Here is a 15,265-nt window from a genome sequence, read left to right as displayed (position 1 = left end):
GTAGGGCCGCAGTTTTATTTCCCCAGGAAAAAGCTGATGATTAAAATCACAAATACGGTTGTGGTAATTATTACATACAAATAATCCTTTTCCCTTAAAAAAGTGATTATGGATACTCCCACTCTTAAAACCGGTGTAAGAATCAACACAAACAGTCCGCTTAAAATAATTGCATAAGATTTAAAAGCAAAGAATCCTTTAAATATTTCAGACAGAGACGTGGGGAAACTTTCCAAAGGATACCCGCTGTTTCCGGTCAGGACAAACAACAGTAATCCAAAGCCTGTTATGACAGCACTTATCGCCACTCCCACCCTTAAAGTCCTGCTGATCCAAAGTTCCCCATCATAAATATCTTTGTCTTTTGCACCATTCTTACTCATAGCTTCACACCTTTCATAATCATCTCAACGGAAACATACAACAATACCGGAATAAAAACCAGACGCAGGGTAGTGCTTTTTAGCCGTTGCATAACTTTTGTTCCAACAGCAGCGCCAAGAAGAACTCCAAGGGCAACAGGTGCCGCAATCTTTGGATCAATATTGCCTCTGGTCAAATATATCCCTGCACTTGCGGCAGCCGTAACACCGATCATAAAATTGCTTGTGGCAGTAGATACCTTCATAGGAAGTTTCATAAAGGAATCCATGGCCATTACTTTAAAGACGCCGCTTCCGATTCCTAAAAGCCCGGATATGATTCCTGCCGCATACATCATGCCAAAGCCGCCGTAAATTCCTGTTACATGATAATCCACCGTCTGCCCAAGAGCTTTGTCATAATAGCTTCCGTTCAGTTTCAGTTTATCGGACATGGGATTTTCCGGGAACTTTTGCGGCAATTCCTGATTTCTCTTTTTAAACATATTCACAGCGGAATACAGCAAAAGAAATCCAAATATCAGATATAAATACCTGGTACTGACAACCCCCGCAATGACTGCTCCTGTCAGCGCACCGGTAGTCGTTGCTATCTCTAAAAACATGCCTGCCCGCACATTGGTTATCTTATCTCTTAAATAAGCAATGGCAGAACCGCTGGATGTGGCAATCACAGATACAATACTGGCTCCGATCGCATATTTGATGTCAATGCCAAGTAACAGGGTCAGGGCCGGAGTAATGATAATTCCTCCGCCAAGACCGAGAAGAGAACCAATAAAACCTGCAAATACGGATATGAGCAGTATTTCAACCGTTATGGAAATCATCGTACAACCACCTTTTATCTTAATTTTAAATCCACCGAAAAGGTAAATTTATCGCTTCTTATGACAGACTCACGAAACTCAATGGGAATGTCCTTCAAATCATAAGTAATCCGCTTAATCAAAAACACAGGCATTCCCTCATCAACCTCTAAAAGCTCAGAATAATAACGGTCTGTCACACAGGTATCAAGGAATTCCTTTGCTCTTGATATACAGCACCCATATGTGTTTTCCAACAGATCATAAATCGAAAGGCTCTCCAGGTCATAGGCTTCAATGTCCGGAGCAATATCTGATGGAATGTATGAATTCTCTATGATCACAGGCAGATGATTCAGGCTTCGGATACGGGTAATTCTTTTTACCTTCTGATTGTCAGAAAGATTCAGGGCCTTTTGAACCTCAGCATTCTGCTCATCCTTAATTCCCAGCAGCACAGAGTTTTTATTGAGCTCGCTGTGATCCCTTCCAAAACTATAAAACCGAAACAGACTCTGTTCAATCTTTGGCTGGTTCACATAAGAGCCCTTCCCCTTTTCCGTCAGAATAAGGCCTTCACTCTGAAGCTTTTTTATGGCATTCCTTACCGTTGCCCTGGTCACTCCAAATTCCTTTACCAGATCATTCTCTGATGGAATCAGGTGATTGGGAAGATATACTTTTGTAAGGATACGTTCCCGAATCTCCTGATAAATCTGTAAATAATAAGGAAACCCATTGTCTTTTTGAATCATCGGTGCACCTCCTGATTACTTGTGTATACATGTTATATTATAACATCATTTTTTTATTCGTCAAGAAAAAGAGACGCCTCAAAGACGCCTCTTTTATTTTAATTAGTATTTTCCTAATTTCATGTGTCCGGCAAGCTCGGTTTTGCATCTCTGCTTAATCACCCATGCCTCATTTTTTGCCTCAGTAAATGCAGCCAGACATTTTGGGTCCAGGTTGTCTTCGATTCCTTCCTGACTCAGTGCAATGATTTTTTCTGCCAGAGTAATAACTTCCATGTGAATGGCATTGGTACGGTCAGAACGGTAGATCTTTTCTGCGTCTTCTGCGCTAAGTTCTTCGAACTTATCTGCGCCCATTTTACATTTTGGACATTTTTCTGGAGCTGTCTCTCCCTCATAAACATAACCGCATACTGTACATTTGAATAACTTCATAAATACATGCCTCCTTAAATTGAAAAAATTAATCAATATCATTTGATTACTACTAGTATTAATCACTATTCCTGATTTGTCAATCACTGAACGTTTTTTTCTATAAAATTTTTTATTTTTCAGAACGTACATTCGATTGTAACGGGGGTTAAAGTAATTCTATAAAAAAGGCCCGGGATTCCCCGGGCCAAAACCTTGTGCCATCAAATACTATTCTTTTAATTCCGGAAGTCCTGCAATTGATGTAAGAAGCGACATGATTCCGGCAAGCGCTGCCGTAGATCCTACCAGTACCCAGTCTACGCCTGACATTACTGCTGTAGTACCGATAGCAGCTGCCGCTGTCTGTGCCATTGTCTTAATCGCTCTTATTCCTGCAGCCTTCGCCCATTTTAATAAGTATTCCTTATTCATTTACTTGTCCTCCTTATCCACCAGATATTATATGCTACAATATAAAATATGCTATTATTAGGCATATCAGCACTAATGTCTGGAATAAGAAGGTTAAATTATATCAATTTCATCAGCATTGCCCTTTTTTATCAATAGAACAGGAAGGTGCTGTGTTCTCTGCATCATCTTCCACATCAGGCATATCTATGAACCGGCCAATATCCAAGGTCTTTTCTCCATTCTCCAATATAAAAAATGGTATTCCGATTCTGCCGGACTGTTTCACCTCTTTAAAAATACTGTCGTTATCACGATAAGCCAAAAATTCTTTTAAAGTTGCAGTATCACCAATGATATTTTTATAATCCAATTCAATATTATCAAGTGCAGACAAACTCTTTTTCGCTTTAACGCAATCACTGCAGATTTCTGCTCCATACATGGTTATCTTCATATTTACCTCACATTCTGTAATCAAAGACAGGGTCTGACCGCTTAAACCTCTTTGAGAATCGTATCCTTCTTCTCAAGAATTGCTTCTACCGCCGAACAAGCCGGGCAATCACAATATTTTTTTCCTGCGGATTTGATTTCCTTTGCATGCATTGCAATGTTCTTCGCAACATCCGCTCCCAAAAACTTCATTCCTTCCTCAGATTCTGCTAAACCAATCAGCCCATCGACCGGCATAATATCTTGTTCCAATTGATCAATATACTTTTTTGTTTCCACCGCTTCTCTATCCGTTCCAACAGCATCCAACCAGATCTGTGCGGCTTCTTTTGCCTCCTTGCTGCATGATGGTGCACTCATAAATTCATGAGTTTTTTCAATAACATAATTTAATAATTCTTTATCCATAATTATTATAACCTCTTTTCTGTGAATTTTATAATCATTTTACCATAACCGTTGTACTTTTGCTCTTCTTTTTCTATTACTGCTGCTTTTCATCAAGCGTTTTGCCGGATTCAGCTGTTTCCTCTTTGGTCTCATTAGCGGCTTCTACTGCTATTACCGCTTTCGCTGCATCCGAAGCAGATGCATGTTCCGGGATGCCGGTAATATTAAGATTCTTGGTTACTTTTGCATCATATGTATCGGCCTTCATAATTTCAGAAAGGTCAACTCCCGTTGCTTCCTTCATTGATTCAAACAATTTAGCCATTACAATCGGCACATTTCCGGCAACAGAGCTGATTCCGTCTCCAGCTCCACCGTTTCCTCCGATAATGGTAATCTTATCGATCTGTGAAAGAGGCTCTGCAATCTTTCCGGCAATTTCCGGGAGCACCTTAATCATCATTTCAGCCATGGCAACTTTATTATACTTCTGGTAAGCTTCTGCTTTCTTTTCCATTGCTTCCGCCTCTGCCAACCCTTTTGCCTGAATAGCGGCTGCTTCTGCTTCTCCCTTTGCCTTTATACCTTCTGCTTCCTGGAGCATTGCATATTTTTCAGCCTCAGCCTGAGCCATTTTTGCTTCTGCTTCTTTTTCCTGCTCATACTTTTTCGCTTCCGCTTCTTTTTGCCTTCTGGCTAACTCTGCGGCAGCTTTCTGCTCTACGGAATAACGGTCTGCATCTGCTTTTTTATTGATTTCCGCCTCTAAAGTCTGCTGCATAACTGCAACTTCCTTACTTTTCAGCTCTGCTTCTCTCTCCGTTCTGGCAATCTGTGCATTCACTGTTGCAGTCTGAATTGTCTTTTGCTGTTCCTGCTGCTGAATTTCATATGCCGCATCCGCCTGTGCCTTCTTTGAATCCGATATTTGCTTTAATTCGGCCTTCTTAATCTCAAGCTCATTATTTCTTGTGGCAATTTCTGTTTCCGCATTGACTCTGGCATCGTTTGCTTCTCTGTCTGCTGCCGACTGTGCAATCGCGACTTCTTTGTTGGCATTTGCCTTTGCGATTGCCGCATCCTTTTTAATCTGTGAAATATTGTCGATACCCAGATTATTAATGACATCATTCTCATCCCGGAAGTTCTGAACATTGAAACTGACTAACTCAATCCCCATCTTCTCTAAATCCGGAATGACATTTTCAGAAACCTTACTGACAAATGTTTTTCTGTCGCCAATCAATTCACGCAATTTCATCGTACAGATGATCTCCCGGACATTACCTTCCAAAACTTCTGATACAATTGCTCCGATTTCCTCAGAAGTCTTATTCAAAAAGTTCTGTGCAGCCAGATCAATGGATTTGTCCTCTGCTTTAATCTTTACGTTTACAGCGGCATCAACAAAGATGTTAATGCAATCCTGCGTTGGTACAGGGTCCTTCGTTATGATGTCAAGCGGAATCAGTTTAAGGTTTAACTTATCAAGCCTTTCCAGAAAAGGAATCTTAATTCCTGCACGGCCAATCAAAATCTTCGTCTTCTTTTTAAGACCGGAAATAATATACGCGGTATCTGGCGGTGCCTTTACATAACCGGAAGCAAGAATTCCTAATATAACAATGGCTAAAACAGCCGGAAAAAATGGTAATAACGCTTCAAACATAATTTGCTCTCCTTTTTACTATTTATCATACATTATAACTCATACCTTACATATAAATAACCGGGCATAGCTTTTAAGATTACAGAAGCGTAGGCCATACCAATATAGATTTTACTGTTTTAAAATTATAAATATGCTTTTTAGGCATAAAACATTTCAAAAGATTTTTATATGCAAAGTTTAAGATTGTAATATATAGTAAAGTTTTAGAATGGATTATCATGCAATGCTTTAAAATAATTATCTGATAAATCCTTCTTCCTTTATTTTACCAATAATTGAAGGTATGTCAATTACTATTAAATAAACAAGATTTCTGACAGAATATCGCGTCAGCATCATCAACCAATATCCGCCTGAATTAAATTTTGTGTTTTTGACATATTATCTCTCCACTGCTTTGCTGAAAGGCGATATTCATAAGAAAAAAACTTTTCATGAAATTCTTCAGCTTCATAGGTTCCCTCCTGCTGATATGCAAATCCACACTTTTCAATTAGCCCTTTTGATGCTAAATTATCCTGGAAGCAGCATGCCCATACGTATAAAACTCCATGGTGAAAGAGATCGTCCAAAACTGCATTTACAGCTTCTGACATTATACCTTTTCGATGATAATTACGGTTTAATACAAACCCTAGCTCCCTGGTATCTTTACGTCCTTCTTCTGAATCCTCATCAATGGAAATGTGACCGATAACCTTCCCGCTATCAAGCAAAGTTATTGCCAGCTTATGCCCCTGCATGATCCAGTCAGAAAGAACACGTTCCGTTTGTATTACTGATTTGTGTACGCGCCATCCTGCCATTTCCCCCAACCCTTTCTGGCTGCAATATTCAAAAACATCGAATATATCCTGTTTGGCAAAAGGACGCAGAAGTAAACGGGAGGTAACTATATTCATATCTCTTTCTCCTTTAAAAATAACTGTACTAATATAATACTTCTTTAGCCGCTGACTATCAAGATCAATTCTGTTTACTTTGTACAAGCATTCCAAAACTGCCTTTACATCAGCATTACTTATACTTCACATTTTTTTCACAAGCCGTACAAAATTTATTTACATGTTCTACAAACTTTTTTCATATCTATCAATTATACTTTAAACATAAACAAGAGCAACCCCATAACTTGTTTTATAAAAACTTTTTTTCATAACTCGCCGGTGAAACCCACATTTCACCGGCTCCTCCCTTTTACGGGACTCTTATTTCTTTCCGGCCCCTTCTCTCCCTCCATTTTCCAGTTCCCCAAAAGCATCGCACATACATGGATTTTTACGTTCCATCGTCTTTCAAGCGGTAAATATAAGGAAATGACCGTTGCAAAGATCTGCTTTCTATTATAGAATAAGAAGCGTGCCTGTGGCATACGCAAATCTGGAGGATATTATACATGAAGAAAAATGCAATCGTAGGACAATCCGGAGGCCCCACCGCTGTAATTAATGCAAGCCTTTACGGTATTATTAAAGAAGGAATGGCTCATGAAGAAATCAAACAGGTCTATGGCATGATTAACGGCATCGAAGGCTTCATGTCCGGCAATTATATGGACCTGTCAAAGGATTTGACGGCAGAAGAACTGGAACTGCTTAAAATGACGCCGGCCGCTTATTTAGGCTCCTGCCGCTATAAGCTTCCGGATGATCTTTCTTCTCCTTTTTACCCTGCTCTCTTTGAAAAATTCCGGGCAATGGAAATCGGATATTTCTTTTATATTGGCGGAAACGATTCTATGGACACGGTAAGCAAGCTTTCCCGCTACGCGTCCCACCACCAAAGTGATATCCACTTTATCGGAATACCCAAAACCATTGATAACGACCTGGTTCTTACTGATCACACTCCCGGATATGGAAGTGCTGCCAAATATGTGGCTGATACGGTCCGCGAGATCGTTTTAGATTCATCGGTCTATCAGCAGAAATCCGTCACTATTATAGAACTGATGGGTCGCCATGCCGGATGGCTCACGGCTGCCAGCGCTATGGCAAGAAAATTTAAAGGAGACAATCCTGTCCTTATATACCTTCCGGAATCGGATTTTGATTTTGAACAGTTTGCTTTTGATGTGCAGCATGCACTTACCCAAAAAAGCTCTGTAATTATCTGTGTTTCAGAAGGTATATCTGATTCCAAAGGGAAATTTATATGCGAATATTCTGATGACGTCCAGTTAGATTCTTTTGGCCACAAAATGCTGACCGGCAGTGGTAAAATACTGGAAAACTTTGTAAGGAACCGTTTTGGTGTAAAGGTTCGCTCCGTAGAATTGAATGTGAATCAGCGGTGCAGCGGTATGCTGGCCTCTGCTGTTGACATTGAAGAATCGGTACAAGCTGGTACCGAAGGGGTCAGAGCCGCAATAAAGGGCGCCACCGGCATGATGATTGCCTTTAAGCGCACCTCACATTCCCCTTATGCCATGGAATGCATGACTGTTGATGTGAATGAAGTATGCAACAAGGAAAAGCTGTTTCCCTCAGAATGGATCTGCGCAAACGGAACCGACGTTACATCTGATTTTCTTAACTATGCCCTTCCTCTTATCCAGGGAGAACCTAAAAGAAAGATGGAAGACGGTCTTCCCGTTTATATTTACAGAAAATAAATACACAAACAGCAAAATTTCTAAAAGGATTGTCTTAAAAAGACAATTCTTTTTTAGGTTTCAAGTAAAACCTCGAATAAAAGAAAAGTTTGTTTTTTGTAATTCTTATAGCATTTTTTTACTGCATGTCTCATATATTCTAATAAAGCTTATTCTATATTTGAAAAGCACATATGGGAGAAAGTGAAAAATGAACGGAGAATCCTTTTTAGATCGCATTCCTTGCGGCATACTGAAGCTAAATACCAGGGAGCCTTTTACTATCCTCTACTGCAATCAGGCCATCAGGTCCTGGTTCCACTCACCCTCTGTCTTAAAAGACCTTGTACACGGACCGGAATATGAAGCACTTGCAAAAGAGATCCGATGTCATCTTTCAAACGGCAGGAACCGCTTCTTATTGGAATTTAAAACAGATTCAGACAATATGTATATCTGGTTTTCCATGGAAGTGAATTATATTACTGAGGAAGATATTTTATACTGTGCTGTATCAGACATTACAGATAGAAAGAAATCCCAGGAGCGTCTGCGCCTCAGAGAAGAACAATATCGTCTTGCCACCCAGCATTCCAGCTGTCTTGTAAGCATTTATGATATTCCTTCCAGAACCATTTCACCCACCCCTGAATTTTCCAGAAACTTTTCATTCCCGCATGCCCAGCCTCTGTCCCCGGAACTCCTTATTGAAAATAACATTGTACATAAAGAAAGTATTATGGATTTTCTTGATTTTTTTCATTCCATGGGAGAAGGAAAACCAGAAGGAAAATGTATCGTGCGTTTGAGAACAGGTGATAATTACCGCTGGTTTGCCACCCGCTATTCCCTGCTCTGCACGGAAAACCAGGCACCGGTCCGAAGCATCATCTCCTGTCAGGATATAACTGATGAATATGAAAAAGAGCTGGCTTATCAACGGTGGATGGATTACATGGAGGAACAGAAAAAAAACTGCATCGGTTATTATGAGTATAATCTGAAATTTGATTTGTTTGAAGAAATAATCGGGGAGCTGGCGGCAAACCTGCCGGATTACGCCTCCAATTCCTTTTCTGACATCATGTGCTTTACTGCGGAACATTTTATTTACGAAGAGGACAGGGAAATGTACCTTCAATTTTTCAACAAGGAGCAATTACTCTCCCACTATTACAGAGGGAACCGCTCCCTTCGGCTGGAACACCGCCGCTTAAGACCAGACGGCAGCATGATATGGGCGCTTGGCATGGTACAAATCGTTTCAGACCCATATACAGACACCATCAAGGCTTTTATTCTGATCAAAGATATCGACGCCACCAAGCGGGAAGCCATTACACTGCAAGAGCTGTCAGAGCTGGATTCCCTTACGGGTCTGCTGAACCGGGCCACCGCCATCAGGTCCATACGTCACGCTTTAAAAAACAGCCAGAGCCATCATATCCTTATTATGCTGGACATAGACCGTTTCAAGCAGTTAAATGACAGCTATGGGCACCAGTTCGGAGACAAGGCTCTGCACCGGGCCGCCTCAAGATTGAAGTCAGCCTTAAGAAGAGATGACATTTTCGGCCGTCTGGGGGGAGATGAATTTATTATTCTCTTAAAGGATGTCTCCTATAGTATGGATTTGTACGCCCGGCTGGAAAACTTATGCAACTTAATCGGAAGTGCCTTAGAACCGGAAGCCCACATATCAGGAAGTCTTGGTACCGCCGCATATCCGGAAGACGGAACCAGTTTTGAAGAATTATATGAAAAAGCAGACATTGCTCTCTATCATGCCAAAAAACACGGAAGAAATCAATACACGGTTTATGAACATGGTATGAGTATGAAAGAGTGCTGAAAACAATTGTTATCCGTACTCTCTTTCTACTTTTATAAGAAAGAATCCTGCAAGCGGAATTCTCCGCCTGCGGCGGGTCGCCTAAACGGCAGGATACCCCAACGCCGCCGTGCGATCCCTTCGGAGGTTTTTTTATCGTATAGGACGAACTTTCCGATACGATAAAAAAAGCCCTGCGGTTCACCGCAGGACCTTTCTCATCACATATGCAGAAGAAGGGACTTGAACCCTCAAGGTATTGCTACCACACGGACCTGAACCGTGCGCGTCTGCCAATTCCGCCACTTCTGCTTATTAATTGTACGAATTGAACAATTAATTTATACAAATTATAATACTATACTTTTCAGGATTAATCAAGCACTATTTCAACTTTTTTATGTCTGTTGTAAATACGAAACAGCTTTTTGATTTTGCAGGAACACAGAACTGTCCATAAAATCAAAAAAAGAACCTCACAGGGAGATTCTCACATAAATGCGGGAGATGGGACTTGAACCCACACGATCATACAACCACAAGATCCTTAGTCTTGCCTGTCTGCCAATTCCAGCACTCCCGCATGTCATTAAATAAAAACCAGACAGCCATGACACTCTGTAAGGTTTCATGCAGAAGAAGGGACTTGAACCCTCAAGGTATTGCTACCACACGGACCTGAACCGTGCGCGTCTGCCAATTCCGCCACTTCTGCATTTCGTTGTTATCTTTCGCAACAACAATAGCTATTATAGTATACAAGCCCACTTCTGTCAATATGTTTTTCCAATTATTTTCAAATTGTTTTTTGTATATATTTTTCAAAAAACATTGACAATTCTTCCGGAAAATGGTAAGATAAGATTCGTTGTGCGGGAGTGCTGGAATTGGCAGACAGGCAAGACTAAGGATCTTGTGTCTGTATAGACGTGTGGGTTCAAGTCCCATCTCCCGCAGTTTTATACAGAGTGTAAAGAGGGCTGAAATCCTAAATACAAAGGGTTTCAGCCCTTTTCATTTCTCTCTCCCTTCTTTAGCAGCACTACTTTCTCTTTTGTATTTTTGCAAAATTTCAGTCAGAAATCCAGTAAGATTTGACAGAGGGAACAGTATTTAGTACAATTTAGGAGATAAAATAGGATACATGATGTCTATTATAAAAATGATAGTCGGTATATTTCTGTATAAACAGTAAAGGAACCTTGCTTTACAGTTAATAAAATCTAAAAAATGGAGGTTTTCATGAGAAAACTAGCTTTAAGCGATGAAATATTACTAAAAATCGAGAAACCAGCCCGCTATATCGGGAATGAAGTGAACTCGGTAATGAAAAACAAAGATGAGGTAGATATCCGTTTCGCTATGTGCTTTCCAGACGTCTACGAAATCGGAATGTCCCATTTGGGAATCCAGATTCTCTATGACATGTTTAACCAGAGGGAAGATACCTGGTGCGAAAGGGTATATTCTCCCTGGCCGGATTTGGACAAAGTGATGCGGGAGAAAAAAATTCCTCTGTTTGCATTGGAATCTCAGGATCCGATTCGTAATTTTGACTTTCTGGGAATTACCATTCAGTACGAAATGTGTTATACCAATATTCTGCAGATACTGGATTTAAGCGGTATGCCTTTAAGAGCAGCGGATCGGGACGAAAGCTGGCCTTTGGTTATGGGAGGCGGTCCTTGTACTTATAATCCGGAACCATTGGCGCCATTCTTTGATTTGTTCTATATCGGAGAAGGAGAAACTGTCTTCGGAGAAGTTTTGGATTCTTATAAAAAATACAAAAAAGCTGGAAAAAGCAAAAAAGAATTTCTGGAAAGAGCTGCGGAAATTCCCGGAATTTATGTACCTTCCTTCTACGATACCACTTATAAGGAAGACGGAACCATTGCCTCTTTTGTGCCTAACAATCCGCATGCAAAAGAAAAAATCGAGAAACAGGTCGTTATGGATATCACCAACACCTATTATCCGAGGAAACCTGTCGTACCTTTTATCAAAGCCACACAGGACAGGGTAACTCTGGAAGTACAAAGAGGCTGTATTCGCGGCTGTCGCTTCTGTCAGGCGGGTATGCTGTACCGCCCTACCAGGGAAAGAGATGTAAAATTTTTAAAAGATACAGCAAAAGCCATGCTGGACAGCACCGGACACGAGGAAATTTCCCTTAGTTCTCTGAGTACCAGCGATTATTCTAAACTGCAGGAATTGCTGGAATATTTGATTGACGACTGTTCTGAAAGAAAGGTGAATATTTCTCTGCCTTCTCTTCGCATTGACTCTTTTTCTCTGGACGTTATGCGTAAAGTACAGGATATCAAAAAAAGCAGCCTGACCTTTGCACCGGAAGCAGGTACTCAGAGAATGCGGGATGTGATTAACAAAGGGCTCACAGAAGAAATCATTCTGGAAGGCGCAGGCAAAGCCTTTGAAGGCGGTTGGAGTAGAGTAAAATTATACTTTATGCTGGGACTTCCCACAGAAACAGAAGAAGATATGAAAGGAATTGCTCATCTGGCCGAGTCCATTGCCAAAAGATATTATGAAATCCCAAAAGACCAGCGACACGGCAAATGCCAGATTGTAGTCAGCACTTCTTTCTTTGTGCCGAAACCTTTCACTCCATTCCAGTGGGCCGGAATGTTCCGGAAAGAGGATTATCTGGAGCGAGCAAAAATTGTCAAGGAAGAGATTAAAGCACAGTTGAATCAGAAAAGTATTAAATACAATTATCACGAAGCTGATGTAACCGTTTTAGAGGGAATTCTGGCCCGCGGTGACCGAAGAGTGGCGGACGTATTAGAAGCAACTTACCGAAAAGGTGCTATTTTTGATGCCTGGTCCGAATATTTCCGCTATGACCTCTGGATGGACGCTTTTGAAGAGGCAGGTCTTGACCCGGAATTTTATACTTTAAGAGAGCGCCCGCTGGACGAAATTTTCCCGTGGGATTTCCTGTCCATTGGAGTAACACGGAAATTCCTGGAAAAAGAATGGGAAAAAGCCCATCAGGAAGCAGTTACGCCAAACTGCAGAATGAAATGTTCCGGCTGCGGTGCGGCAGCTTACAAAGGAGGTGTCTGCATTGAAGGTTAGAGTAAAATTTGCAAAACAGGGAGCCATGAAATTTATCGGGCATCTGGATATTATGAGGTATTTTCAGAAAGCTATCCGCAGGGCGGACATTGATGTGGCGTATTCTGAAGGATTCAGTCCCCATATGATTATGTCTTTTGCTGCCCCACTGGGTGTAGGTGTGACCAGCACGGCAGAATATTTTGATATGGAAATTCAGACATCCATACCGTCCAAGGAGGCCATCAGACGACTGAATGATACTATGGCAGAAGGTATGAAAGTGCTTAGTTTCCGGCAGATACCAGACGGAAAAGCCAATGCGGCCATGGCTCTTGTGGCGGCTGCCGATTATCAGGTGAATTTCCGGGAAGGTATGGCACCCGGAGACGACTGGAAAGAAAAGGTACAGGCCTTTATGGAACAGCCGGAAATTCTGGTTGTAAAGAAAACGAAAAAGAATGAAAAAGAGGTGGACATTAAACCTTTTATTTATGACTTACATTTAGATAACGGAGGAATATTCCTTCAGCTTGCAGCCGGAAGTGTCAAAAATACCAAGCCGGAGCTGGTAATGGAAGCATTTTATCAGTTCTGCGAGAAAGAATTTGATAGTTTTTCTCTTTTGGTGCATCGCCTGGAAGTATATGCAGATAAAGGGACAGAAACGGAACGAAAACTGATTTCTCTGGAAAACCTGGGAGAAGACCTTGAGTAGGCTGATACTGACTCCCATGGAATACAAAGGCATTCCCATGCTGACGGCTGCGTTAGAAGAAAACGGGCGTATCTGTCAGATAAATCCCATGGGAATGTCAAAAAGCTGTATTCTGGGAAATATTTATATTGGAAAAGTAAAAAATCTTGCTAAAAATATTCATGCAGCTTTTGTGGAAATTGCAGAAGGCCAAATGTGCTACTACTCCTTGGATGAAAAGGAACCGCCTGTTTTTGCCAATCCCAAAAAGAATGAAGAAATCAAACCGGGAGACGAAATTGTGGTACAGGTGGCTCGGGAAGGAATAAAAAGCAAACTTCCCTATGTGACAGGCAATCTGAATTTTACCGGTCATTATCTGGTGCTCACTTCTCACAGAAAAGAACTTGGTTTTTCCGGGAAACTGACAAAAGCGGAAAAACAGCGTTTTCGGGAACTTCTGGAAAACCGCATGCCGGAAAATGCAGGTATCATTGTCAGAACCAACAGCCGGAATGCAGCTGATGAGGAGATTCTGATAGAACTGGATTTGCTGGTGCAGAGATACCAACAGGTTTTATTGAAAGGAACATCCCGGGTATGCTTTTCTCTTCTGGAAGAAAGCCTGCCGGAATATATGCAGGTTTTGCAGAACGTATACACCGAACATCTGGAAGAAATTGTGACGGATAACAAGTCCTTGTATGAAGCGGTTTCCAGTTATGCCAAAACCGCCTTTCCCGAAAACACACAAATCCGCTTGTATGAGGACAAACTCCTTCCGCTCTACAAATTGTACAGCCTGGAAAGCGCCCTGGAACATGGACTGCATGAAAAAGTCTGGCTGAAATCCGGCGGCTTTCTGGTCATTCAGCAGACCGAGGCTTTTGTGTGTATTGACGTCAATACCGGAAAGTTTACAGCAAATAAAGAAATGGAGGAAACCTTTCGAAAAATCAACCTGGAAGCGGCCGCAGAGATTGCTTTGCAGCTAAGACTCCGAAACCTGTCCGGTATCATTCTCATCGACTTTATTAACATGAAAAGCCCGAAGCATAAAAAAGAACTGATGGAAAATCTGCAGGCGTATTTAAATCGTGACCCGGTAAAAGGAACGGTGGTTGATATGACTTCCCTGAACATCGTGGAAGTAACCAGAAAAAAAGTGCGGAAGTCTCTTACAGAAGAAATGAAAGAACTGGCAAAGGAGGTTGTATCTTGAAAGAAAAGTCCCAGCTGACCACCTTGTGTTATATTGAAAACCAGGAACAGTATCTGATGCTGCACCGGGTTTCAAAGAAAAATGACGTAAACAAAGATAAATGGATTGGCGTTGGCGGCCATTTTGAAGCCAATGAGAGTCCGGAGGAGTGCCTCCTCCGGGAAGTTCACGAGGAAACCGGACTGACGCTCACTTCCTACCGTTTTCGCGGATTGGTTACCTTTCATCTGGAAAAAACAGACGGAGATTTTTCAGAAACAGAGTACATGTGCCTGTATACGGCAGATGCATACGAAGGTGAAATCACTGAATGTGAGGAAGGCGTACTGGAATGGGTGGATAAAAAAGATTTGTTCCGGTTAAATCTCTGGGAGGGGGATAAGATTTTTTTCCGTCTTCTGGAGGAAGACAGAGTTTTCTTTTCTCTCAAACTCAGCTATGTGGAAGATGAACTGAAAGAGGCGGTTTTGGATGGAAGGACACTGGATTTATGAAACTTTTCTTCTATCCAAAATAGCTCACTCTTTCATATTCATATTTTCTATAGA

At 41.3% G+C, this 15,265-nt stretch carries 14 protein-coding genes, 4 tRNA genes and 1 pseudogene; 7 read left to right on the top strand and 12 right to left on the bottom strand.

Features of this window, described 5'->3' with window-relative positions; genetic code table 11:
* Positions 1-14: 14 nt before the first annotated feature.
* The 9 genes and pseudogenes from ACLTWA_RS00145 to ACLTWA_RS00105 form a co-directional block, all read right to left on the bottom strand.
* The gene (locus ACLTWA_RS00145) at positions 15-383 is read right to left on the bottom strand and encodes a DUF1634 domain-containing protein (protein ID WP_412325539.1); all 369 of its coding nucleotides are present in this window, start codon (positions 381-383) and stop codon (positions 15-17) included.
* Entirely contained in the window at positions 380-1,213 is an 834-nt protein-coding gene (locus ACLTWA_RS00140) for a sulfite exporter TauE/SafE family protein (RefSeq protein WP_412325538.1), read from the bottom strand. The genes ACLTWA_RS00145 and ACLTWA_RS00140 overlap by 4 nt, the downstream gene beginning before the upstream one ends.
* Positions 1,214-1,227: 14 nt before the next feature.
* Positions 1,228-1,947 carry a GntR family transcriptional regulator gene (locus ACLTWA_RS00135; protein ID WP_412325537.1) on the bottom strand — a complete coding sequence of 240 codons (720 nt, stop codon included), beginning with the start codon at positions 1,945-1,947 and terminating at the stop codon, positions 1,228-1,230.
* Between the two features lie 321 nt (positions 1,948-2,268).
* A pseudogene (locus tag ACLTWA_RS00130) lies at positions 2,269-2,382 on the bottom strand (rubredoxin-like domain-containing protein); the annotation flags it as partial.
* A 210-nt stretch (positions 2,383-2,592) separates the two neighbouring features.
* Positions 2,593-2,796, bottom strand: a complete 204-nt coding sequence (locus tag ACLTWA_RS00125; protein WP_412325536.1) for a holin — start codon at positions 2,794-2,796, stop codon at positions 2,593-2,595.
* A gap of 112 nt (positions 2,797-2,908) precedes the next feature.
* Entirely contained in the window at positions 2,909-3,232 is a 324-nt protein-coding gene (locus tag ACLTWA_RS00120; protein ID WP_412325535.1) for a glutaredoxin, read from the bottom strand.
* Positions 3,233-3,273: 41 nt separating this feature from the next.
* Positions 3,274-3,639, bottom strand: coding sequence for a molecular chaperone Hsp90 (locus ACLTWA_RS00115; protein WP_412325534.1), 366 nt, complete (start codon positions 3,637-3,639; stop codon positions 3,274-3,276).
* Between the two features lie 76 nt (positions 3,640-3,715).
* The gene (locus ACLTWA_RS00110) at positions 3,716-5,290 is read right to left on the bottom strand and encodes a flotillin family protein (RefSeq protein ID WP_412325533.1); all 1,575 of its coding nucleotides are present in this window, start codon (positions 5,288-5,290) and stop codon (positions 3,716-3,718) included.
* Positions 5,291-5,631: 341 nt separating this feature from the next.
* Complete coding sequence (locus ACLTWA_RS00105) at positions 5,632-6,195, bottom strand: GNAT family N-acetyltransferase (RefSeq protein WP_412325532.1); 564 nt, start codon at positions 6,193-6,195, stop codon at positions 5,632-5,634.
* Positions 6,196-6,689: 494 nt separating this feature from the next.
* On the opposite strand from ACLTWA_RS00105, the gene ACLTWA_RS00100 reads away from it, so the two are divergent.
* Positions 6,690-7,907, top strand: a complete 1,218-nt coding sequence (locus ACLTWA_RS00100) for a 6-phosphofructokinase (protein WP_412325531.1) — start codon at positions 6,690-6,692, stop codon at positions 7,905-7,907.
* A 190-nt stretch (positions 7,908-8,097) separates the two neighbouring features.
* Positions 8,098-9,738, top strand: coding sequence for a diguanylate cyclase domain-containing protein (locus tag ACLTWA_RS00095; protein ID WP_412325530.1), 1,641 nt, complete (start codon positions 8,098-8,100; stop codon positions 9,736-9,738).
* Positions 9,739-9,945: 207 nt separating this feature from the next.
* Here ACLTWA_RS00095 and ACLTWA_RS00090 read toward each other — a convergent pair.
* From ACLTWA_RS00090 to ACLTWA_RS00080, 3 genes are all read right to left on the bottom strand, one after another.
* Positions 9,946-10,029: transfer RNA gene (locus tag ACLTWA_RS00090), tRNA-Leu, on the bottom strand.
* 187 nt (positions 10,030-10,216) lie between these two features.
* Positions 10,217-10,300, bottom strand: a tRNA-Leu gene (locus tag ACLTWA_RS00085).
* A 48-nt stretch (positions 10,301-10,348) separates the two neighbouring features.
* Positions 10,349-10,432, bottom strand: a tRNA-Leu gene (locus ACLTWA_RS00080).
* Positions 10,433-10,589: 157 nt separating this feature from the next.
* Here ACLTWA_RS00080 and ACLTWA_RS00075 point away from each other — a divergent pair.
* From ACLTWA_RS00075 to ACLTWA_RS00055, 5 genes are all read left to right on the top strand, one after another.
* Positions 10,590-10,673: transfer RNA gene (locus tag ACLTWA_RS00075), tRNA-Leu, on the top strand.
* Positions 10,674-10,959: 286 nt separating this feature from the next.
* Positions 10,960-12,819, top strand: coding sequence for a TIGR03960 family B12-binding radical SAM protein (locus tag ACLTWA_RS00070; RefSeq protein WP_291683575.1), 1,860 nt, complete (start codon positions 10,960-10,962; stop codon positions 12,817-12,819).
* A complete protein-coding gene (locus tag ACLTWA_RS00065) occupies positions 12,809-13,516 on the top strand; it encodes a TIGR03936 family radical SAM-associated protein (RefSeq protein ID WP_173750135.1) in 708 nt (235 codons plus the stop codon). The genes ACLTWA_RS00070 and ACLTWA_RS00065 overlap by 11 nt, the downstream gene beginning before the upstream one ends.
* Positions 13,509-14,717, top strand: a complete 1,209-nt coding sequence (locus ACLTWA_RS00060) for a ribonuclease E/G (RefSeq protein WP_226853452.1) — start codon at positions 13,509-13,511, stop codon at positions 14,715-14,717. The genes ACLTWA_RS00065 and ACLTWA_RS00060 overlap by 8 nt, the downstream gene beginning before the upstream one ends.
* Positions 14,714-15,211 carry an NUDIX hydrolase gene (locus tag ACLTWA_RS00055; protein WP_173750134.1) on the top strand — a complete coding sequence of 166 codons (498 nt, stop codon included), beginning with the start codon at positions 14,714-14,716 and terminating at the stop codon, positions 15,209-15,211. The genes ACLTWA_RS00060 and ACLTWA_RS00055 overlap by 4 nt, the downstream gene beginning before the upstream one ends.
* Positions 15,212-15,265: the final 54 nt, after the last annotated feature.

It is taken from the genome of Lacrimispora sp. (genome assembly GCF_046972725.1).
Taxonomy (GTDB): Bacteria; Bacillota; Clostridia; order Lachnospirales; family Lachnospiraceae; genus Lacrimispora.
The sequence above is the reverse complement of the archived record's forward strand: the minus strand, read 5'-3'. Positions and strand labels throughout refer to the sequence as shown.